The organism is Entomomonas asaccharolytica (genome assembly GCF_016653615.1).
In the GTDB taxonomy this organism is placed as follows: domain Bacteria; phylum Pseudomonadota; class Gammaproteobacteria; order Pseudomonadales; family Pseudomonadaceae; genus Entomomonas; species Entomomonas asaccharolytica.
Genome location: NZ_CP067393.1, coordinates 2,817,838 through 2,841,042, shown reverse-complemented (window position 1 = coordinate 2,841,042; position 23,205 = coordinate 2,817,838). Strand labels below are relative to the sequence as shown.

Annotated in this window: 20 protein-coding genes; 16 read left to right on the top strand and 4 right to left on the bottom strand. The window is 37.0% G+C overall.

Features of this window, described 5'->3' with window-relative positions; all coding sequences use genetic code 11:
• Positions 1 to 85: 85 nt before the first annotated feature.
• The 4 genes from JHT90_RS13190 to JHT90_RS13175 all read left to right on the top strand — a co-directional run bounded on the left by JHT90_RS13190 (position 86) and on the right by JHT90_RS13175 (position 6,383).
• Positions 86 to 829: an SDR family NAD(P)-dependent oxidoreductase gene (locus JHT90_RS13190; protein ID WP_201091797.1), complete on the top strand. Its 744-nt coding sequence runs from the start codon at positions 86 to 88 to the stop codon at positions 827 to 829.
• Between the two features lie 575 nt (positions 830 to 1,404).
• Positions 1,405 to 4,212, top strand: coding sequence for an autotransporter outer membrane beta-barrel domain-containing protein (locus JHT90_RS13185; RefSeq protein WP_201091796.1), 2,808 nt, complete (start codon positions 1,405 to 1,407; stop codon positions 4,210 to 4,212).
• Between the two features lie 162 nt (positions 4,213 to 4,374).
• A complete protein-coding gene (locus tag JHT90_RS13180; RefSeq protein ID WP_201091795.1) occupies positions 4,375 to 4,815 on the top strand; it encodes a DUF488 domain-containing protein in 441 nt (146 codons plus the stop codon).
• Between the two features lie 77 nt (positions 4,816 to 4,892).
• Positions 4,893 to 6,383, top strand: a complete 1,491-nt coding sequence (locus tag JHT90_RS13175) for a YifB family Mg chelatase-like AAA ATPase (protein WP_201091793.1) — start codon at positions 4,893 to 4,895, stop codon at positions 6,381 to 6,383.
• 301 nt (positions 6,384 to 6,684) lie between these two features.
• Here JHT90_RS13175 and JHT90_RS13170 read toward each other — a convergent pair whose 3' ends face one another.
• Complete coding sequence (locus tag JHT90_RS13170) at positions 6,685 to 6,915, bottom strand: DNA-binding protein (RefSeq protein ID WP_201091785.1); 231 nt, start codon at positions 6,913 to 6,915, stop codon at positions 6,685 to 6,687.
• Positions 6,916 to 7,217: 302 nt separating this feature from the next.
• Here JHT90_RS13170 and JHT90_RS13165 point away from each other — a divergent pair, with 302 nt between their 5' ends.
• From JHT90_RS13165 to recG, 11 genes are all read left to right on the top strand, one after another.
• Positions 7,218 to 7,619 (top strand): helix-turn-helix domain-containing protein, encoded by a 402-nt coding sequence (locus JHT90_RS13165; RefSeq protein WP_201091784.1) that lies wholly within the window; start codon positions 7,218 to 7,220, stop codon positions 7,617 to 7,619.
• A 232-nt stretch (positions 7,620 to 7,851) separates the two neighbouring features.
• The gene (gene glyQ / locus JHT90_RS13160; RefSeq protein WP_201091783.1) at positions 7,852 to 8,799 is read left to right on the top strand and encodes a glycine--tRNA ligase subunit alpha; all 948 of its coding nucleotides are present in this window, start codon (positions 7,852 to 7,854) and stop codon (positions 8,797 to 8,799) included.
• On the top strand, positions 8,799 to 10,856 hold the full coding sequence (gene glyS / locus JHT90_RS13155; protein WP_201091782.1) for a glycine--tRNA ligase subunit beta: 2,058 nt from the start codon (positions 8,799 to 8,801) through the stop codon (positions 10,854 to 10,856). Before glyQ ends, glyS begins: the two co-directional genes overlap by 1 nt.
• Positions 10,856 to 11,386: a D-glycero-beta-D-manno-heptose 1,7-bisphosphate 7-phosphatase gene (gene gmhB / locus JHT90_RS13150; protein WP_201091780.1), complete on the top strand. Its 531-nt coding sequence runs from the start codon at positions 10,856 to 10,858 to the stop codon at positions 11,384 to 11,386. The genes glyS and gmhB overlap by 1 nt, the downstream gene beginning before the upstream one ends.
• Before the next feature lie 40 nt (positions 11,387 to 11,426).
• Positions 11,427 to 12,224, top strand: a complete 798-nt coding sequence (locus JHT90_RS13145; RefSeq protein WP_236253964.1) for a lysophospholipid acyltransferase family protein — start codon at positions 11,427 to 11,429, stop codon at positions 12,222 to 12,224.
• A 56-nt stretch (positions 12,225 to 12,280) separates the two neighbouring features.
• On the top strand, positions 12,281 to 12,895 hold the full coding sequence (gmk, locus tag JHT90_RS13140) for a guanylate kinase (RefSeq protein ID WP_201091778.1): 615 nt from the start codon (positions 12,281 to 12,283) through the stop codon (positions 12,893 to 12,895).
• A gap of 81 nt (positions 12,896 to 12,976) precedes the next feature.
• Positions 12,977 to 13,246, top strand: a complete 270-nt coding sequence (gene rpoZ / locus JHT90_RS13135; RefSeq protein WP_201091776.1) for a DNA-directed RNA polymerase subunit omega — start codon at positions 12,977 to 12,979, stop codon at positions 13,244 to 13,246.
• 58 nt (positions 13,247 to 13,304) lie between these two features.
• Positions 13,305 to 15,398, top strand: a complete 2,094-nt coding sequence (locus tag JHT90_RS13130) for a RelA/SpoT family protein (protein ID WP_201091774.1) — start codon at positions 13,305 to 13,307, stop codon at positions 15,396 to 15,398.
• A 22-nt stretch (positions 15,399 to 15,420) separates the two neighbouring features.
• A complete protein-coding gene (locus JHT90_RS13125) occupies positions 15,421 to 15,804 on the top strand; it encodes a RidA family protein (protein WP_201091771.1) in 384 nt (127 codons plus the stop codon).
• A 27-nt stretch (positions 15,805 to 15,831) separates the two neighbouring features.
• Complete coding sequence (locus tag JHT90_RS13120; RefSeq protein WP_201091769.1) at positions 15,832 to 16,740, top strand: hydrogen peroxide-inducible genes activator; 909 nt, start codon at positions 15,832 to 15,834, stop codon at positions 16,738 to 16,740.
• A gap of 9 nt (positions 16,741 to 16,749) precedes the next feature.
• Positions 16,750 to 18,825 carry an ATP-dependent DNA helicase RecG gene (gene recG / locus JHT90_RS13115; RefSeq protein WP_201091767.1) on the top strand — a complete coding sequence of 692 codons (2,076 nt, stop codon included), beginning with the start codon at positions 16,750 to 16,752 and terminating at the stop codon, positions 18,823 to 18,825.
• Positions 18,826 to 18,828: 3 nt separating this feature from the next.
• Here recG and JHT90_RS13110 read toward each other — a convergent pair whose 3' ends face one another.
• Together JHT90_RS13110 and JHT90_RS13105 are read right to left on the bottom strand one after the other, a co-directional pair.
• Complete coding sequence (locus JHT90_RS13110; protein ID WP_201091764.1) at positions 18,829 to 19,353, bottom strand: gamma carbonic anhydrase family protein; 525 nt, start codon at positions 19,351 to 19,353, stop codon at positions 18,829 to 18,831.
• Positions 19,354 to 19,587: 234 nt separating this feature from the next.
• A complete protein-coding gene (locus JHT90_RS13105; protein WP_201091762.1) occupies positions 19,588 to 20,166 on the bottom strand; it encodes a YdcF family protein in 579 nt (192 codons plus the stop codon).
• 524 nt (positions 20,167 to 20,690) lie between these two features.
• Between JHT90_RS13105 and JHT90_RS13100 the strand changes: the two genes are divergently transcribed.
• On the top strand, positions 20,691 to 22,022 hold the full coding sequence (locus JHT90_RS13100; protein WP_201095897.1) for an amino acid permease: 1,332 nt from the start codon (positions 20,691 to 20,693) through the stop codon (positions 22,020 to 22,022).
• A gap of 72 nt (positions 22,023 to 22,094) precedes the next feature.
• On the opposite strand, the gene JHT90_RS13095 is transcribed toward JHT90_RS13100, so the two are convergent.
• A complete protein-coding gene (locus JHT90_RS13095) occupies positions 22,095 to 23,132 on the bottom strand; it encodes a TerC/Alx family metal homeostasis membrane protein (RefSeq protein ID WP_201091760.1) in 1,038 nt (345 codons plus the stop codon).
• Positions 23,133 to 23,205 lie beyond the last annotated feature (73 nt).

Genomic DNA, 23,205 nt, shown 5'->3' with positions numbered 1-23,205 from the left:
CCAAAAAACCTGCTTTATTTTTGTCTTAAACTTTTGTTTATTAATATGCTCTAATTAAAACAAATTATAAAAAAGGAGCAAAAAAATGATTTTTAAAAATAAAGTAGCCATAGTAACGGGTGGTGCAAGCGGTATTGGTGCTGCTACGGTTAGAAAGTTTTGTGCCAATGGAGCCAGTGTAATGATCGCTGATTTAAGCGATAAAGGCCAAGCGTTAGCTGATGAATTAACTAAAGTAGGCCATAAAGCAGCCTTTTATAAAATAAATGTTTCCAGTGAAGAACAAAATAAAGCACTGATTGAAAATACAGTAAAACAACTAGGTGGCTTAGATATTGTATTTGCTAATGCAGGAATAGGTGATGATGCGCCAATTGACCAGCTACCTTTTGATAAATGGCAAAGAACTATTGATATTAATTTAACAGCGGTTTATCTGTTAGATAAATATGCTATTGAGTATTGGTTAAAAAATAATAAACAAGGGGTTATTGTAAATTGTGGTTCTATTCATAGTTGGGTAGGTAAACATAGTGTAACCGCTTATGCTGCTTCTAAAGGGGGCGTAAAATTATTAACCCAAACGTTGGCAATTGATTATGCCGCTAGAGGGATTCGTGTTAATGCAGTATGTCCTGGTTATATTAATACCCCACTGTTAGATCATATTGGCGAAGAAGGTAAAAAATCGCTAGAAAAACTACATCCTATTGGTCGTTTAGGTAAGCCTGAGGAAGTAGCCAATGTGGTATCTTTTTTAGCTAGCGATGAGGCTTCATTTGTAAATGGTGCAGCTATTCTGGTAGATGGTGGTTATGTTGCACAATAGTAATTAATTATTAAATTTAGCTGAATATATATAATAATTTTTAACTTGGTATACTTATATTCTTAAAATAACTATTTTTGTCAGAAAAAATTAAGTTAATTTCTTCACGTGTCAACTAATATATTGTGAACGAAGTTGGTCTCGTTTGTTGAGGTAGTTTGCAAATTCAAAGTCATATCTGCTAAAAAAATATCGGCTGTATAGTAAAGGCCAAAGGAAGATTTAATTAGGTGACGAAGTGATGTGTAAACTTCATGACTATTGCTTGCAATGCTTAAAAAAACTTATCCATTTCTGTATATATTCCCCATATTTCTGTAATGGCTGTTTACCCTGTCTGGCTTGTCGCAGTTGACTGTAGAATGTCTTAAATAAAATGTGATGTAGTTGTCTTTCTAAAAATATATAGGTGATGATAGACATAATTAATATTTATTTAAGATAACATGTATAACATAGTATTTTTTAAAAAAAAGTAATCTGATTGGTAACTATTTTGTTGTTGCCTTTCAGATTTTTTTCGTTATTAACCTTCGTGTTAGTAGTTTTGCAGTAGGATATATAGGAAATTAGTTATGCAGTACATTAAGATTAAACAAAAACAAAAAATCTTCGTGTTAACTATAGGTGTTCTTTCAGGAGTATATGGAACTACATCATTAGCAGTAGAGTATGGAGCGTTAACTGGTAATGTTGTGTTAAATGATGGTGATAGTATAAAAGTTGATACTAGCCAAGCTACTCCAATCAGTAGAGCAGTAGGTATAAATAGTACTACTATAGGCGAAAAAGTGACTATCAATGGAGCGGCTACCATTGATATTAAGTCAGGAAATGCAAGCCCTGGTGGTATTGGTATTAATTTAGCAAATACTAATACCAATAATCTTGGTTCTGGTACAGAAATTAACGTTACTCAAGGAAGTTCAACATCTGTAGTAGGTTTACAAGTGGGTAACAAAACAACTGTTGTTGCAGATAATTTAAATATAAATATCAATAATCAGTATTACGCTACTGGAATAGCTGTATCGGCTCAAAGTAATGTAGATTTAGGCAAGGGTGGCCAGATAAATATTCAAAATAATGGTAGAGCAATAGAACTCAAAGGTGGCAGTACCGTTACAGCGGATGGTATAACAATTAATTCAGGAATTGTTAAGAATGAATGGGACGCTGTAGCTGTAGAGGGAGGATCATTAAATTTAGGTAATAACTCTACAATCAATATAAACGGTGTAGGAAATGGTAATAGCGCTCTCTACGTTACTGGTTCAAGTGGTACAGCTTCAGTTACAGCGAATCAGTTAACAATAGCCAGCAATAATGCATATGGTGTTAATGTTCAAAATGGTGGTAAGGTTGATGTTGGTTCAAATAGCTCTATTACAACAACAGGCAATTATAATGCAGGGGTCTGGGCGGTATCAAATGGAGCTCATTTTAAAGCTGATAAACTAACTGTAGAGACCACAGGGTCACTGGCGCATGGTTTATATGCACAAAATAGTGGAGTGATAGATGTTGGAGCAGGAAGTCATGTTATTACACAACAAGCAATTGGTGTAGTTGGCTATTTAGGAACGGTTAACTTTAAAGGTGATGTGGCAGATCGAAATAGTATTACTACACATGGACAGATTGGTGCGCAGGCAGAAGGTAATGGAGGATTAGTTAATTTAGCCAATACAGATATTACTGTTAACTCTGGTGGTGCATTAGCTATGGGTATGCGTGCAGTAAATCGTGGCGTTATTAACGGCGAAAATATTTCACTTAAAATGTCAGAAGGCAGTACACTGGCTGTGGTGGCACAAAATGGTGGCAGGGTTAATTTAACAGGAGAAACTAATATTGTTGCTGCCTCAAATAGTCAGTCAGCCTTTTATACCCAAGATGCAAACTCAAATATCACACTAACGGGTAAAGCGAATATCAAAGGCAATATTGCAGCCTCAGGCAATGGCTCATTAATAGATCTTAATATGGACACGGGTTCTGTGCTAACAGGAACCTCTTTAATAAACACATCTACCAGCGCAAAAGTTAATTTATCGATGACAGGTAGCACTTGGAATATGATAGATAATTCTGCTGTTACAAGTTTAACACTCAATAATTCAACCGTTAATTTTACCAATAGTAACTTTACAACCTTAACTACAGATAGTTTGCAAGGTAATGGTCTATTTAATATTCATACTGATATTGTGGGGCAAACAGGTGATTTAATTGTAGTGAACGGTACAGCGTCAGGTAATCATCGGTTAAATGTAGTTAATAATGGTTCGGCTGCTACAGATGGTACTGAAACTTTGACTGTTGTTCATACAGGTTCAAATCAGGCGAATTTTAGCTTAGCTAATAAGGTTGAATTAGGGGCTTATGAATATGGTTTAAGAGCCTCACCTTCGGCCACTAATAATATGGAGTTATATTCAACAGGACTGCGTTCTTTAACGACCACTGCACAGGCAGCAAGTAGCTTTTTAAATATAGGTTATTTAACTAATTACATTGAAAATCAAACGTTATTACAACGTCTAGGTGATCTACGGAATAATGACGCGATAGGTGTAAAAACAGGTGGTTTCTGGTTAAAAAGTTTTGCTGGTAAGTTATCTTCATTTTCTGGTAATGCACTAGCTGGCTTTGATATGAGTTATATGGGTACTCAAGCAGGTATTGATAAACAGCTAGATGTAGCAAATGGTAATTTAGTTATTGGCGCAATGGCTGGCTTTAGCAAAACCAATCCAAATTATAGGGGAGGAGATGGTGATGGTAAAAACTATATTGCAGGTTTATATGCTACCTACTTTTTAGATAATGGTTTATACGTTGATACAGTCTTGAAATACAACAATATGAGAAATCATTTTAGTGTAAAAGATACTGCAGGTACTGGTATAAAAGGGACTGGTAAGACAAGCGGAGTAAGCTTATCTACTGAGGTAGGAAAGCGTTTTTGGTTAGGAGAGAGAAACACAGGTTTCTATATTGAACCACAAGCTCAGTTAAGCTACGGTTACCAAGATGGAGATACTGTTCACGCTAGCAATGGCTTAAAAGTTGGTCTTAGTCATTACAACAGTACATTGGGGCGTGTTGGTGGTGTAATTGGTTATCAAGCACAAGGTGAAAATCCAATTAATATCTACTTAAAATCAGGCATTGTGAGAGAAATGAGTGGTAGTGCTACTTACAAGTTTAATGATGGTCGCAAACAAGGTCATTCTTTCCGTTCTAGCTGGTTTGACAATGGTGTAGGCGTAAATATAAGCATTAATAAACAACATAATATTTATGCTGAGTTTGACTATGCCAAAGGCAATCGTTTTGATAAAAAACAATTAGATGTTGGTTACCGTTATAGTTTCTAAAAAGAAATACTCCTAGTAAGTTATTGCTAGGAGTATTTGCTTACTTATCTAAAAACACCTACCGAAACTATTATCAGACTTAGGTTGTCTAGAGTTCGATAAGGGGTATAAGTAATCATACTTCCTTTGATAATTTAATTAGTATTTAACGGGAGATTATTGATGAAAGTCTTTACTATAGGATTTACTAAAAAATCTGCTGAAGAATTTTTTAATCTCATTAAAAACTCAGGTACTAAAAGAGTAATAGATGTAAGACTGAATAATACCTCGCAGTTATCAAGTTTTGCTAAGCAAGATGATCTTAAATATTTTCTTAAAGAGTTATGTCACGTTGATTATTTGCACTTGTTAGAGTTAGCACCTACTGAACAAGTTTTAACGCCCTATCGTCATAAAGAGCACAACTGGCAACAGTTTCGTGATGAGTTTCTTAAATTAATGCAAGAAAGGCAAATTGAAAAGCATTTAGATAAAAAGCTAGTGGATCAAAGTTGCTTATTATGTGGTGAAGAAAAGCCAGATCATTGTCATCGAGAGTTTATTATTGAATACTTACAGTCTCATTGGAAACAAAAAATAGAGGTTGAACATTTAATATAAGAGTGTTCTCTAATCAAAAAAATTATAGATATTCTCGGCTATAATAAAAATAATCAATATAGCAAAAAGGAATACTAATGACGCTGGCCATTACCTATAGTAGAGCGCAGGTTGGTATTAATGCACCTTGTGTAACAGTTGAAAGTCATTTATCCAATGGTTTGCCTTCGTTAACCTTAGTAGGTTTGCCAGAAACAGCGGTACGAGAAGCAAAAGATAGAGTAAGAAGTGCCATTATTAATTCACAATTTGAATTCCCAGCTAGACGGATTACTTTAAATCTTGCACCTGCTGATTTACCTAAAGAAGGTGGACGGTTCGATTTAGCCATTGCCTTAGGTATTTTAGCTGCTAGTGGGCAAATTCCAGTAGAGCCATTAAAAGAAATAGAGTGTCTAGGTGAATTAGCATTATCTGGTCATATCCGTCCTGTTCGAGGTGTCTTATCAGCAGCATTATCAGCAAGAGAAGCGGGCAGAGCTTTATTTGTACCCAAAGAAAATGCAGAAGAGGCTTGCTTAGCAACAGGGTTAATAGTCTATGCAGTGGATCACTTATTACAAGTAGCTGCTCATTTTGCGGGGCAGGTTTTGTTAGAACCTTATCAATCTAATGGGTTATTTAAACAGGTTGAACCTTATCCAGACTTAGCAGATGTTCAAGGTCAAATAGCTGCCAAAAGAGCATTATTAATTGCAGCCAGCGGTGGCCATAATCTACTTTTTACAGGTCCACCTGGTACAGGGAAAACTTTATTAGCTAGTCGCTTACCAGGTATTTTACCTGTTCTTACAGAGCAAGAAGCATTGGAAGTAGCCGCTATTTATTCTATTGCTGATATTAAACCCTTAACACATTGGCCACAGCGGCCATTTAGAGCTCCACATCACACTTCTTCTGCAGCTGCTCTAGTTGGCGGTGGCAGTAAGCCGCAGCCTGGTGAAGTAACTTTAGCCCATCAAGGTGTATTATTTTTAGATGAGTTTACAGAGTTTGATCGGCGTGTATTGGAAGTTTTAAGAGAACCCTTAGAAAGTCATGAAATAATGGTAGCAAGGGCAAGGGAAAAAGTATTATTTCCTGCTAAATTTCAACTAATAGCAGCTATGAACCCCTGTCCATGTGGTTATTTAGGTGATACCACTAAAACATGTCGTTGTACACCTGAACAGGTACAGCGTTATCGCAGTAAATTATCAGGGCCATTATTAGATAGAATAGATCTGCATATTACCGTAGGCAGAGAGTCATTAGCCTTATCTGCTAATAATAGTAACAATTTAACCACTGCGTTAGCTGCAAAGCAAGTGGCGGAGGCAAGAGTAATTCAGCAAAAAAGACAAGGTTGTCCTAATGCCTATTTGGATATTGCAACATTGCAAAAGGTTTGTCAGTTAGCTAAAGAAGATCAACAATGGTTTGAACAAGCAGGTGAAAAATTAGGCCTTTCTTTAAGGGCACTTCACCGTTGTTTAAAAGTAGCAAGAACATTAGCAGATATGCAGAGTGAAGAGAAAGTAAAGCGTTCTCATCTTGCTGAAGTTTTTCATTATCGCCCTGCTAGTTAAACAAAAAGAGATAAAATGTTATTGCATGTTATTAGTGAGGTAACACCACTATAACCAGCCTCTTGGATCAATGATAATCCATTGATTAGCTAAAGCTTTGTTAATATAAATAAATTGTAGAAGAAAATTAATAATGGGGTAGCTGTTTTTTAATAGGGCGAAATATACTTCTGCATGATTTATAATGCCACGACGATTAATCTTTACCCATTCAATCGATAATAGACTCCAATCTCTTACTCTACAGCATTAGTAAATGACTGTAAGAAATATTTAACAAAAATTAATTTTTAAGACATTATCACTGATAATTGGTATCTATATTAACTTTCAAGCCAAGTTCAATAGCAATTTCATGAGCTGAACCTCGTAAACCTTTTAGTTGACCATTTAACACTTGATAAACTTTATTAACAGAATATCCATTAGCTTTCGCCCAATTTGAAATTGGAATACCTGATTGTCGAAAAAAGTTTTTTACCTGTTCTGGTGTATATGGTTGTGTATTAGGCATTGGGTAAGGTGTATTCATTTGTTCTTCCTTTAATTCTAATTGAATACTATTAATTATGGAATACATATGCATTATGTGAATAATTGATCACTTTGTCAATTATAAAGTGACTTATAAATCACTTTATATTGGTGTGTTTAGCATAATATTAAGATTTTAGTAGTGTTTTCGTTACAAATTATTGATGTTTTTCCATCTGGTGTTTATAGCCATTCAGATCAGTTATTAATCAATCAGTAATTAATTATTATTTAAATTCGATTTAATTATGATTATTATATGCAGTTATAGGGATAAAATTAATAATCAAAGAGAAGAGTATGATGGCTACTAATTCTTTGTCGACGCGGTTGAAAGAGGAACGTAAACGGCTAGGCATGACCCAGCAAGAAATTGCTGATAAGGTATCTATTACCAGAGAAACATGGAGTAGATATGAATCGGCTAAAATTGCACCAGGATCAGAAGTATTATTAAATTTGGTTAATTTGGGTGTTGATACTAATTATATTTTAACAGGTGTCAGAATAATACCTATAGATAGCTTGAGTAGATCATCAGTATTGACTACTGCTGAAGAAACAGGGACTTACAAGGCAGGTGTTCAGTTAACACAACAAGAATTAGAATTAATTTATTGTTATCGAAAAGTCAGCGAAGATGGTAAAAAGTCCATAGAAGATATTGCTAAATTGCTAGCAACGCAGCAAGCGAAACAATAAAAGTATACTGAGATAATTTAGCATAAAGATTCATGTAAAAATATTTATGCGAACGACTATTTATTTGCTCAAATTATTATCTTTCTATATGAAAATAATGTAGTTGTATACATAAATAGACTTCAACCTTATAGGTTCTCCCTGTTATACTGAGCAACTTTCAATTTAAAATAAATTTTACCTGTTTGGTTTAAACAGGTAATTAGACTGATATTACTCATAGGTAACTCAAGTGACGACTAAGGTATCAACTGTTCGTACATTTCAGGATTTGATTCTTGCTTTGCAACAATATTGGGCAGAGCAAGGCTGTGTGGTATTACAACCTTATGATATGGAGATGGGTGCAGGTACTTTTCATACAGCAACATTTCTACGCGCAATTGGACCAGAGAGATGGAGTGCAGCTTATGTGCAACCATCAAGAAGACCTACGGATGGTCGTTATGGTGAAAATCCTAATCGCTTGCAGCATTATTATCAGTTTCAAGTTGTACTCAAACCTAATCCTGATAACTTACAAGAACTTTATTTAGGCTCTTTAAAACATATTGGGCTTGATCCTCTTATCCATGATATTCGTTTTGTAGAAGATAATTGGGAGTCTCCAACATTAGGTGCTTGGGGGTTAGGTTGGGAAGTTTGGTTAAATGGTATGGAAGTAACCCAGTTTACTTATTTCCAACAAGTGGGTGGTATTGAGTGTTACCCTGTTACGGGTGAAATCACTTATGGTCTTGAACGTTTAGCTATGTATCTACAGGGTGTTGATTCTGTTTATGATCTAGTGTGGACAGATGGCCAATTTGGCAAAGTGACTTATGGCGATGTTTTTCATCAAAATGAGGTTGAACAATCTACCTATAATTTTGAACACGCCAACATCGAAAAGCTATTTGGTTTATTTGATTTTTATGAGAGTGAAGCAAATCGCTTGATTGAGTTACAACTGCCATTACCCACTTATGAAATGGTACTTAAAGCCTCACATACCTTTAACTTACTAGATGCGCGTCGGGCTATTTCAGTAACGGAGCGGCAACGTTATATTCTAAGGGTTAGAACCTTAGCCCGCGCAGTTGCGCAGAGCTATTTAGAGGCTCGTGCTCGTTTAGCTTTCCCAATGGCTGATGAAGCATTACGTGATGAAGTGTTGGCGAAAATGAAGGAGGCAGAATAATGAGTACGCAAGATTTTCTGGTTGAATTAGGTACTGAAGAGCTTCCTCCAAAAGCATTAAAATCATTGGCAGAAGCTTTTCAAAAAGGTATTGAAAAAGGCTTAAAAGACGCAGGGCTTAATTATCAAACAAGTCATTATTATGCAGCACCAAGACGTTTAGCTGTATTAGTAGAAGCTTTAGAAGAGCAACAAGCTGATCGTACAATCAATGTAGATGGTCCTCCCATACAAGCTGCTTTTACAGCAGAAGGTGAGCCTACTCAAGCAGCACTAGGGTTTGCACGCAAATGTGGCGTTGAATTATCAGCAATTGATCAGTCAGGTGCAAAGTTACGTTTTGCACAAACCATTAAAGGCCAAGCTACCGCGAGCCTACTGCCTGATATTATACGTAGCGCATTAGATAATTTACCTATCCCTAAAAGAATGCGGTGGGCGGCTAGACGTGAAGAATTTGTACGTCCTACCCAATGGTTAGTCATGTTATTGGGTAACCAAGTTATCGATTGTGAAATTTTAGCGCAGAAAGCAGGGTGCGAATCACGTGGCCATCGTTTCCATAATCCAGCTCCTGTGTATATTTCATCACCTAAAAGTTATGTAGAAGATTTACGCAGTGCCCATGTGCTAGCTGATTTTACTGAACGTAAACAGCTTATAGCAGATAAAGTAGCAGAGCTAGCTAAACAAAATAATGGTAAAGCGATTGTACCTAATGGCTTGTTAGAAGAAGTAACCGCTCTAGTGGAATGGCCTGTACCTTTAGTGTGTAGTTTTGAAGAGCGTTTCTTAGAAGTGCCTCAAGAAGCATTAATTTCTACCATGCAGGATAATCAGAAATATTTCTGTTTATTGGATGAGCAAGGCAAATTATTACCACTGTTTATAACCGTTGCTAATGTGGATAGTAAAGATCCATCCCAAGTGATAACGGGTAATGAAAAAGTAGTAAGGCCACGTTTAACAGATGCTGAATTCTTTTTTAAACAGGATCTTAAACAGCCCCTTGAGCAATTTAATGAGCGCCTAAAAAATGTAGTGTTCCAAGCTAAATTAGGAACGGTTTATGATAAAGCTGTACGAGTTAGTAAATTAGCGGGTTATGTAGCTGAAAAGCTAGGAACAAATGTAGAACAAGCTAGACGTGCAGGCATATTATCAAAAACCGATTTAGCCACCGAAATGGTTGGTGAATTTCCAGAAATGCAAGGTATAGCAGGTTACTACTATGCATTGGCAGGTGGTGAAGCTAAAGATGTAGCCTTAGCGCTAAATGAGCAATATATGCCACGTAATATGGGTGGTGAGCTACCAACCACGCTTGTTGGGTGTAGTGTAGCCATTGCCGATAAACTAGATACCTTGGTGGGTATATTTGGTATTGGTATGTTACCAACAGGTAGTAAAGATCCTTATGCCTTACGCCGTGCTGCTTTAGGTATCTTACGTATTCTATTGGAAAAACGCTTAGAGCTTAATTTAGCTGAAATGGTACAGCGTGCAGTTGATCTTTATGGTTATCAAGTAGAGCCTAAAGGTTTGGCTGAGCAAGTGTTAGATTTTATCTTTGATAGATTACGTGCCCGTTACGAAGACGAAGGCATTAATATCACTACCTATCAGGCAGTTCGTGCGTTAAAGCCTATGTCGCCATTGGATTTTGATCAGCGTGTGCAAGCGGTGGAGCATTTCCGTAAACTACCTGAAGCACAGGCGTTATCTTTTGCGAATAAGCGTGTATATAGTATTTTAGAAAAGACCTCACAGCAAGAGATTGCCACAGCAATTAATCCAGTGTTGTTATTAGAAAAGCAAGAAAATGCGTTAGCTGATGCTATTAAGCGTTTAGAGGAAAGTGTGCCTAAGCTAAGTGCAGCCCGTGATTATAGTAAGGCATTAGATCAATTGGCCTCATTACAAACCTTGTTGGATGATTTCTTTGAACATGTCTTTGTCAATGTTGAGGATAGCCAAGTACGCGCCAATCGTTATGCATTGTTAGCGCGTATCCGTCAGTTGTTCCTAGGCATTGCTGATATATCACTGTTAGATTAATGAAACTCATTATTCTAGATAGAGACGGAGTCATAAATTATGACTCCGATGACTATATTAAAACAGTAGCGGAATGGATTCCTATTGAAGGCGCTATTGATGCAATTGCAAGACTCAGTAAGGCAGGGTGGACTGTCGCTGTTGCAACGAATCAGTCAGGAATCGCGCGAGGTTATTACAACGTGGCTACCCTTGAAGCTATGCATAATAAGCTACGTGCGTTAGTAACAGAGGCTGGTGGAGAACTGGGGATGATTGCGTATTGTCCTCATGGGCCTAATGATGGTTGTGATTGTCGTAAACCAAAGCCAGGACTTTTACAGCAAATTTCTGAGTATTATCAAGTACCTTTACAAGAGGTATGGTTTGTTGGAGACTCAGCAAGTGATCTAAAAGCTGCACAAGCAGTAGCATGTCAGCAGGTATTAGTAAGAACAGGTAAAGGATTACGTACCTTAGAAAAAGGAATTGATAAACAAGTTTTAGTGTTTGATGACTTAGTGGCCGTTGCTGATTATTTATTACAGTAATTTACCACTCACTTAATGGGTGATTGATAGGTTCTAAACGATGAAGAAAAAAATATCATTCCTACAAATTCTACGTACCATTGCTTTCTATTTGGTACTAGCTGCTAGTGTGCTAATTTGGGGTATCGTTTGTTTAACAGTATTTTTATTTATTCCCTATCGTTGGTTAATGAAAGGTTTTATTCAACCTTGGTGTCGTTTTGTTATCAATTCAGCAAGTGTTATTGCGGGTATTAAATATAAAATTACTGGATTTGAGAATTTACCTAGCACCCCTTGTGTTATTGTTTCCAAGCATCAAAGTACTTGGGAAACTATCTTCTTTACAGCGCAAATTTATCCATTGAGTAATGTATTAAAGCGAGAGCTGCAATTTATTCCTTTCTTTGGCTGGATGCTTGCTTTAAGTAGGCAAGTGGCTATCAATAGAGGTACGCCAAAGGAAGCGTTTAAGCAGTTATTGGATAAAGGAAGTAACTTACTAAAAGCAGGTCATTACATCCTTATTTTTCCAGAAGGCACTCGGACTCAACCAGGACAGAATGGACGCTTTACCCGTGGTGGAGTCACTTTGGCGGCTACTGCTGGGGTGACAGCAGTGCCTGTAGCCCATAATGCAGGTGAGTTTTGGCCAAAATATGGCTGGGCTAAATATCCAGGAACCATAGAAGTAGTTTTCGGCCAGCCAATAAAACCTGAAAGTACAGAGCCAGAGCAAATAATACAAGCAAATAAACAAGCAGAAGACTGGATTATTAATACCATGCAAAAAATAACAGCCTCTGACTTTTTAGAGGCTGCAAAAAATACAACTAAAAACCCTAAACAACAAGATTAATCCAACATAAATCGTTATAATGTAACTATATCTATGGGTTAGATAGGATGGGTAAAATGGAACGTGGAACTCTTTATGTAATTTCAGCACCTTCTGGGGCAGGAAAAACCAGTTTAGTTAAAGCTTTATTAGAACGTCAACCAGAGTTAAAAGTAGCGGTTTCTCATACTACAAGAGCTCCACGTGCTGATGAACAAGATGGGGTAAATTATTTCTTTGTAACAAAAGAAAAGTTTATAGAAATGCTCAATGAAAATGCCTTTCTAGAGCATGCCATGGTTTTTGAAAATTATTATGGTACCGCTTCTTATTGGGTTGATGAGTGTTTGAATAAGGGGCAAGACCTTATTCTTGAAATTGATTGGCAAGGCGCACAACAAGTGCGTCGGTTAATGCCAGAAGCAAAATGTATTTTTATTTTACCTCCTTCAAGAGGTACTTTGCGTAAACGGCTAGTGCAACGTGGCCAAGACTCAGGTGTAGTTATTGAGCATCGTATGTCAAAAGCTATTAATGAAATTAGTCACTATCCAGAGTTTGATTTTTTAATTGTTAATGATGATTTTGATACAGCATTGCGTCAATTAGAGTCCATTGTTATTACATACCGCTTAAAATGTTTAAGACAGGCGGAAAAATTAGAAACTTTACTAAAAGATCTCTTGTCATAATCAATAGATACTTTTAAACTGAAAGATTCGGATTACAGACGCAATAGCTGATAGTTAGTTGATGATTTTTAGAGGAATATTATGGCTCGTATAACAGTAGAAGATTGTTTAGATAATGTAGAAAATCGCTTTGAATTAGTGATGCTAGCTGGCAAACGTGCTAGACAATTAGCAAGCGGTGGCCGTGAGCCTCTAGTTGCTTGGGATAATGATAAACCAACCGTAGTAGCTCTACGTGAAATTGCTGAAGGTTTAATCGATAAAGAATTTGTGGCACAAGAGGCTATGGTTCGTGAAGAGCCTTTATTTACAGCATTTGACGAAGGACAAATGGATAGCTTTAGAGGTTAGTTTATTTGATTTATGCCTCGCCTAGTAGCTGCATGCCATATCAGCGAGGGGGTGGTTTGTGCCAACCATAGATGACCTTGCTCATCGCCTCACTGAATACTTAACACCAGAACAGGTGAACTGTGTTCGGCGTGCTTACTATTATGCTTCGCAAGCCCATGATGGGCAACGTCGTCGTAGTGGTGAAAAATACGTAACACATCCATTAGCCGTTGCAAGAATTCTTGCTGAAATGCATATGGATCATCAAAGCCTGATGGCTGCAATGTTACATGATGTTATTGAAGATACAGGTATTCCTAAAGAAGCATTAGCTGAACAATTTGGTGAGTCGGTTGCTGATCTTGTGGATGGGGTTAGCAAACTAACCCAAATCTCTTTTGATAGTAAAGAACAAGCCCAAGCTGAAAACTTCCAAAAAATGGCTATGGCCATGGCGCGAGATATTCGCGTTATTATTGTTAAGTTAGCTGACCGCCTACATAATATGCGCACTTTAGAGGTGATGTCACCTCCTAAACGTCGTCGAATTGCAAAAGAAACCTTAGAAATTTACGCGCCCATTGCTAATCGATTGGGGATGCGTGATGTCCGTGTTTCCTTAGAAGATCTTAGTTTTAAAGCGATGTATCCCATGCGGGCTGCCTTAATTGACAAAGCGGTTCAAAAAGTCAGTGGTCATCGTCGTGAAGTAGTTGCGAAATTTCAAACCGCGATTGAAGCCTGTTTACAAAGAGAAAATTTACAAGGCCAAGTAAACGGTAGAGAAAAACATTTTTACAGTATTTATAAGAAAATGAAGGACAAGAAAAAATCCTTTAATGAAATTATGGATATTTATGCTTTCCGCATTGTAGTTGATTCCGTTGATATGTGTTATCGCGTATTGGGTGCAATGCATAACCTTTTTAAACCTGTGCCAGGCCGTTTTAAAGACTATATAGCTATACCCAAAGCCAATGGCTACCAATCATTACATACTTCTTTATTTGGTATGAATGGAATTCCTATTGAAATCCAAATCCGTACTAAAGAAATGGATGAAATGGCCAGTTACGGTATTGCCGCCCATTGGTTGTATAAATCGGGCAGTGATGAAGTAAACCAATCACGTGTTAAGCGTTGGGTAAAAAATTTATTAGAGTTACAACAGCGTGCAGGTAGTTCTTTAGAATTCGTGGAGAACGTTAAAACCGACTTATTTCCTGATGAAGTGTATGTTTTTACGCCTAAAGGACGTATTATGGAGCTGGTAAAAGGCTCTACAGCGGTTGATTTTGCTTATGCTGTCCATACCGATGTAGGTAATACTTGCATTGCTTGTCGGATAGATCGTCATTTAGCACCATTATCACAAGTATTAGAAAGCGGTTCTACCGTCGAAGTTGTTTGTTCTCCTAATGCTAGACCCAATCCAGCATGGTTAAATTTTGTAGCAACAGGCAGAGCCAGAACAAATATTAGACACGCACTAAAACAACAAAAACAGTTAGAGTCTATTACATTGGGTGAGAACTTACTGAATAAAGAGTTAGCAAGTGTTGATTCATACTTGGATAAAATACCTCCTGAACAATTAGAGGCAGTACTAAAAGAATATAAATTAGCGACACCTGAAGCATTATTCGAAGAAATTGGTTTAGGTAATCGTGTTGCCTATATTGTGGCACAACAGTTAGTTAAAGGATTAGACAGATCATCTATTGGTAAGAAACCTTTAGAAATACATGGTACAGAAGGTTTAGTGATTACTTATGCCAAATGCTGTTATCCTATCCCTCGCGATCCCATTATTGGTCACCTATCTACAGGTAAAGGTATTGTTGTTCACATTGAGAATTGTAAGCGAGTAGCTGATATTTCCAATACTGATAAATGTGTTCCTTTGCAGTGGGCTAAAGACATCAAAGGTGAGTTTGAAGTCCAATTAAATGTAGAGTTGGAGCAACAGCGCGGTTTAATTGCGTCACTAGCTGAAGCGGTCAATTTAGCGGATGCTAATATAGAAAAGATTGCAGTAGATGAACGTGACGGCAGAACCTGTATCGTGAATATGGTAGTTACGGTACATAATCGAATTCACTTATCCAAAGTGATTAAGAAGTTACGACTTATTAATGGTATTATAAAAATCGCAAGAACAGGACACTAATAGATTATTAGGAGTTTACTTCATGAAAAAAGAAGTGATTAACACTGAAAAAGCACCTGCAGCAATTGGTACTTATTCACAAGCTATTAAAGCAGGTGATACTGTCTATTTATCAGGACAAATCCCTCTAAACCCAGCCACTATGCAATTAGTTGAAGGTGGTTTTGAAGCACAAACGGTACAGGTATTTGAAAATTTAAAATCTGTTGCAGAAGCAGCAGGTGGTGGTTTAAAAGATATTGTTAAATTAAATATTTATTTAACAGACCTTGCTAATTTTGCTAAGGTAAATGAAGTAATGGGGCGTTATTTTGCAGAGCCTTATCCTGCTCGTGCAGCAATTGGCATTAATGCATTACCTAAAGATTCATTAGTAGAAATGGATGCTATTTTAGTTTTAGGATAGTCACCCTCAGCATAGAAGGATTAAATTATGACTCTCACAGAACTTCGTTATATTGTGATTTTGGCACAAGAAAAGCATTTTGGTAAAGCGGCTGATCGTTGTCATGTAAGTCAACCAACGTTATCTGTGGGTGTTAAAAAAATTGAAAAGGAGTTGGGTGTTTATATTTTCGAACGGAGTAAAAACTCTGTTCGTTTAACACCAGTAGGCGAAACCATTGTAGAACAAGCTAAAAAAGTATTGGAGCAAACACAGGTTATTCGTGAGTTAGCGCAGGTAGGTAAAGATCAGCTTGCTGCACCTCTTCGCGTAGGTGCTATTTATACAATCGGCCCTTATCTATTTCCACATCTAATTCCTGAACTGCATAAAGTTGCTCCCAATATGCCACTGTATATTGAAGAAAACTTTACTCATATTTTAAAAGAAAAATTACGTTCAGGTGATTTGGACGCTATTATTGTTGCATTGCCTTTTAGTGATGTGGATATAGTAGCTAAACCTTTATATGAAGAACACTTTGATGTCTTATTACCAGCCAATCATCCATGGACAAAACGTAAAGAAATTAAGCCCGATGAGTTGTCAGGTAAAACCCTGCTGTTATTAGGCGAAGGGCATTGTTTTAGGGATCAAGTTTTAGAAGCCTGCCCAACCACTAAAGAAGGTGGGACAGAAGATGAATATACCGAGGTTGAGTCTACTTCCTTAGAAACTATCCGTCATATGGTGGCTTCTGGTTTAGGTATTTCTGTGTTACCTCACTCTGCTATACATAGTCCTTATTATGCTGAAGGTGTTGTTGAAGTAAGACCTTTTGCAGCTCCTGTTCCTACTCGAACGGTAGCAATTGCTTGGCGAATGAGTTTCCCTAGACCTAAAGCAATTGACGTTTTAGTAGATGCCATCAAACGCAGTGCATCAGTAATTATCTAACCATCAGGTATGGCCAGTTTAGACCATACACCTATTACCCATTTAAAGGGAGTAGGCAGTGCGTTAGCTGAAAAGTTAGCCAAGCTTTCTATTATAACAATTCAAGATCTCTTGTTTCACTTACCTATACGTTATCAAGATAGAACCCGAATTACCCCTATTGGTTGTTTATTTGCTGGGCAAGATGCGGTGATTGAAGGCACAGTTGTCTCTTCTGCGGTACTAATGGGGCGTCGTCGAAGTTTATTGGTAAAGTTACGGGATAGTAGTGGCAGTATTGGTTTAAGGTTTTATTACTTTAATCAAAGTCAAAAAAACTCGTTCCAAAATGGTGCGCGTGTGCGCTGTTTTGGGGATGTTCGTGCAGGCGCCTCTGGATTAGAAATTTATCATCCAGAATATAGAATAATTGCTGTTGATAAAGTAATGCCTGTTGAACAAACATTAACCCCCATTTACCCCATGACAGAAGGATTAACCCAACAGCGATTAAGGCAGTTAGTAGAGCAAGCTCTACAATTATTAACTAGCCATAGTTTACCTGATTATTTACCAGCTGATCTTATTGAAAAGTATCAGTTAGGTAGTTTATTAGAAGCTGTGCGTTATTTGCACCATCCTCCACCCGATGCAGATAATCAACTATTGCTAGAAGGTAAGCATTGGGCACAAGAACGTTTAGTATTTGAGGAGCTACTGACACATCAATTATCACTACAACGTTTAAGAGAGCAGATTCGTCAACAACTAGCTCCTGCTTTACCACTATCAAAGCAATTAGTAGCTGCTTATTTACAGCAATTACCTTTTCAGCCAACTAATGCACAACAGCGTGTTGTACAAGAAATTAATTATGACCTTGGTCAGCCAGTACCTATGTTACGTTTGGTACAAGGTGATGTAGGTGCAGGTAAAACAGTGGTGGCTGCATTGGCAGCTTTACAGGCTTTAGAAGCAGGTTATCAAGTGGCTTTAATGGCACCCACAGAGATTTTAGCAGAACAACATTTTTTAACGTTTCAGCGTTGGTTTGAACCTTTAGGCATTCAAGTACAATGGTTGGCAGGCAAGCTTAAGGGGAAAGCTCGGCAAGTAGCCTTGCAAAGTATTGCAGAGGGCTGTCCAATGATAGTAGGAACCCATGCTTTATTTCAAGCAGAAGTGTCTTTTAAAAATCTAGCTTTAATTATTATTGATGAGCAACATAGGTTTGGCGTGGAGCAACGATTAGCGTTAAGAGATAAAGGGAGTGAAGCTGGTTTACTTCCTCATCAATTGATTATGACAGCCACCCCCATTCCTCGAACGCTAGCCATGAGCATGTATGCTGATTTAGATACATCGGTTTTAGACGAATTACCACCTGGGCGTACTCCTGTTGCTACAGTGGTAATAGCTGATAGCCGAAGGGCAGAAGTAATAGAACGTGTAAGACAAGCCTGTTTAGCAGGTAAGCAAGCCTATTGGGTTTGTACATTGATTGAAGAGTCAGAAGAGCTAACTTGCCAAGCAGCAGAAACGACTTTTGCTGAATTATCTGAAGTATTAACTGGCTTAAAAGTGGGTTTAATTCATGGCCGTATGAGGCCCGCTGAAAAAGCAGAATTAATGCAGCAATTTAAAGCAGGCATACTACAACTATTAGTGGCTACTACGGTAATAGAGGTAGGAGTTGATGTGCCCAATGCAAGCCTAATGATTATTGAAAACCCTGAGCGGTTAGGATTAGCCCAATTACACCAGTTACGTGGCCGAGTAGGGCGCGGTAGTGCAGAAAGTTTTTGTTTATTACTTTATCATCCACCTTTATCTAGAGTAGCTCAAGAACGCTTAGCTATTATGCGAGAAACTAACGATGGCTTTGTGATTGCAGAGAAAGATTTGGAAATCAGAGGGCCCGGTGAAGTATTAGGCACACGCCAAACAGGCTTATTACAATTTAAAGTAGCAGATTTAATGCGGGATAGTGATTTATTGCCTGATGTTCGAGAAGCTACACAACAATTAGTAATTAAACATAAACAATATATAGAACCATTACTGAATCGTTGGATAGCTAATCGCCAGCGTTATGGCGAAGTTTAATAGCTAGTAAGTATCTTTTAATTTTACATAGTGTGCAGAACCATAGCGTAATAGTTCTTTTTCACTTTCAATTAAAGGGCGTAGTTGTCTAGCAGGATTACCTACATAAAGATAGCCACCATTCAAATGTTTGCCTTGAGGAACCACTGTACCTGCACCAATAATTACATCATTGCCTATTTGCGCATTATCCAGAATAATACTACCAATCCCAATAAGCACACGATCACCAATTGTACAACCATGTAACACAGCTTTGTGGCCTACAGTAACATCTTCGCCTATAACAAGGCCACTGCCTGTTTTATTCACCTCAAGATTGATATGAGACACATGTAGCACACAACCATCTTGAATATTAGTACGATCGCCAACACGTATGGTGTGTACATCACCACGAATCACCGCATAAGGCCATACCGAACATTGATCGCCTAGTACAACATCGCCAATGATAATTGCTGTTTCATCTACAAAAACTTCTTTTCCTAAAGTAGGTGTTGTACCTTTGTATGGGCGGATAGGCATGATGACTCCAATGTAAGTTACATCAATATTTATTAAGTTTAGTTATTAATTTGGCAAAGTATAACATATAACAATTGGTACATCACGTTTATAGCACAAACAACAGTTTTTAATATTAGGGAATATAATTATATTTATTGAGCAAGCCACTCTTTTTTTCATCTTATAATTTAAGATTTTGATTTTAAAGAAAACATCTAACAGTAGCATTATCTATGGTGATCAAGTAATAGCCTATTTGATATTGAAAAAATAAATCGGATAGCCTAATAATTCTCTACTAACTGAATAGAAGTCTCGCCATGAACCATAGACAGGAGAGCCAGAACCAATTTGTCTAATCCCTTCATGTTTAAAAGCAAGTTTAATTCTTGCTATATGATAGTATTGAGAGATTACAATCACAGAATTTAATTGGTGCTGTTGCATATACTGATAAGTATTTCTTGCGGTTGCTCGGGTATTATTACCTTGTCCATCTTTAACAATAGCACTCGCTGGAATGCCCCTTGCGATTAAAAAGTCAGCCATAGCGATTGATTCATCATAACCCTCTTTGCCTGTACCACCACTGACTAAGATATTAGGTGCATAGCCCTGTTGATAAATTTCAATGGCTTTATTTAAGCGTGCAGCTAGCCCCGCACTAGGTACTCCTTCAGGAGATACCTTGGTACCCAGTACCACAATTAGATCTGTCTTAAATAAATTATCTTTTAAGCCTGATAGAATAATGCTTAATACAGTGACAAAATAAATTAAAATAACAGCAATAAAAATCATTTTCTTTTTACGATTAAGAGTCCATTTCATTTTATCTAATACTTATATTCATCCCGTTGCAATTAGACATAATTATATAAATAATTATTTGCTATGAGTAAAATATTAATCTTATTTAGGGGGTATGCTTGGGGAGAATTTTGCGCTATCCTTAAACGGTTATCTTAAAGTTGTATACATTTATCTAAATGTAATTCTTTAATAACACTAAAAATAATAGTATCTGTATAGTTTAGATCAATTATTAATAAATACAGTAAAACCCTTAGAAATTATAGTTTTTACTGCGGCTAGCAGTGTTATCGTTTTATAAGTTGTTTGATTGGTGCTTATAACAAATAGTCATTTTTTGGATATAAATTAAAATGTGGAATGGAATTTGCAATTTAAGCATCCTTAATAAGTTCTATTAGTCTCTAGAATTTATTTGGCTATATTTATAGGCTAATGAATAACTTGTCAAAGGAGTTCAAATTTTGAGTGAAGCAAAAAGTGTAAATAAAAAAGGCCATAATACAGAACTAAAAGGTGGTCTAAAGTCTCGTCATCTTACGATGATGTCAATTGCGGGTGTTATTGGTGCCGCTCTATTTGTTGGATCTGGCAAAACTATTGCAATGGCAGGCCCTGCTGTTATTCTTGCCTATATCGGTGGTGGTATCTTAGTTATTTTAGCCATGAGAATGTTAGGTGAAATGGCTGTAGCACAACCAGATACAGGTTCTTTCTCAACTTATGCAGATCGTGCTATTGGTCGTTGGGCAGGTTTTACCATTGGTTGGTTATATTGGTATTTCTGGGCTTTATTAATGGGCTGGGAAGCTTTTGTTGCAGGAACTATTCTCAATAGTTGGTTCCCAATGGTACCTGTTTGGGGTTTTGCCCTAATCGTTACAATAGCCTTAATTATTGTTAACTTTATGAACGTCCGCAGTTATGGTGAGTTTGAGTTCTGGTTTGCATTAATTAAGGTTGTTGCGATAATTATATTTATTATTATTGGCTGTTTGGCAATCGTTCACTTATGGCCTTGGGGAACAACAGGTGGTATTTCTCACCTCACTTCTACAGGCGGCTTTATGCCAAATGGGGGGCAAGCAGTTATTGTTGCTTTACTGGGTGTAATGTTTGCTTTCTTAGGGGCTGAAATTGTAACGGTAGCGGCAGCAGAATCTGCTAACCCTAGTAAAGAAATTATTAAAACCACTAAATCAGTAGTATGGCGGATTTGTTTATTCTATGTGGGCTCAATCTTTATTGTAGTGGCTTTAGTGCCTTGGAATGATCCACGTTTAGGAGATCCTACTTGGGGTTCTTACCGTGTTACTTTAGATGCATTAGGTATTCCTTATACGGGCTTTATTGTTAATTTTATCGTATTAACCTCTGTATGTAGCTGTTTTAACTCAGCATTATATACAGCATCACGTATGTTATTCTCTTTATCAAAACGCGGTGATGCTCACAGTATTATGCAGATTACTGGCAATAAAACGGGGACACCTTGGGTGGGCGTATTAATCTCTAGTTTCTTTGCATTCGTAGCTATTTTCTTTGCAGCCTTCCATTTAATGGATGTTTATGATGTATTAATGCAAGCAACGGGTACTATTGCACTATTGGTTTATCTAGTGGTGGCTTGTTCACAATTACGGATGCGTCGTAAATTAGAAGCGGAAGGTAGAGAAATTAAGTTGAAAGTATGGTTCTTCCCATGGCTTACCTATGCCGTTATTGTGTTTATTATTGGTGCATTTATCGTGATGGTGTATGAAGGTACTTATTTCTATGAAGTAGTTTACACATTACTATTAGCAGCAGTCATTGTAACAATGGGAATTATTGCGCAAATCTTCAATATTGGTACTAAAGATAAAGTTAATTAATAGCTGATAGGAAGATTGCTTGTCGTTAAAAATTAAGCCCCTAACTAACAGGGGCTTAATTTTTTATAGAGATTACTCTTTGTCTTGTTCTTTTTTCTCTGGAAAGATAAAGCTAGCTAAAATACCTAAGGTTAATACTACAAGTACTACATATAAGCTAATAGTTGGTTTAATTTCATAGCCTAAATGCCAAATATGGTTTATAGCATTAAAACCTAATTTAAAGGCAATAAAAAATAGCAAGAATACCACTGCCTTTTCAAGATGCACTAAATATTTTCGTAACGCTTCAAGTACAAAGTACAGCGTTCTTAAACCTAAGATAGCAAACATCATAGCCGAATAAACAATTAATGGTTCACGACTCACTGCAATAATGGCAGGCACGCTATCAAAAGCAAACATCACATCAGAGAGTTCAACTACTGCTACACAAAGTAATAACGGCGTAGCATAGATCGCCCCTTTTTTAACATTAATGCGTAGATTGTGGTTTTCTGGTTTTAATAATTCTTCTGATACTTGTCTGCTGCTAAGAAAAAATTTATGACCTACAATTTTAGGGAAAACGGGAAAAATACGACGCACAATACGGTTAGCTAAATGATCTGAATAGTCTTTAATTTCTTCCTCATCATCTTTACTTTTCAGCATCATAATCGCAGTCCAACCAACGATAATTGCAAACACCATTTCAACCCAAGGGCCTAAGGCTAAAAGACCAGTACCAATAGCAACAAAAACACCTCTAAAAATAATTGCACCAATAACACCTAAGTAGAGAATACGATGGCGGTACATATCTGGAATTTTAAACCAAGCAAAAATGGCCATAATGACAAATAGATTATCCACAGAAAGTATTTTTTCTAAGGCATAACCTGTAATAAACAGCGTGGCAACTTCTGCATTATGATGAATGTAAAGGTATCCCGCAAAACCTAATGAAATAAGCACCCAAAAAACTGACCAAATGGCAGCGCTTTTTAAACCAATAGGTTTGTCACTACGATGAGCAAATAAATCTATTAGTAGTGCTACCACAGCTAGTGTAATAAAAACAGCTAGGGTTTCAGGGGGAAAGCCAAGATGAGATGGGGTTTGTTGCATAAATTTGTAAACCTATTTAATGATTTTTGTTAGTTAGCTAATGCTTATAAATAGCTTATTGCGTGTCTATATA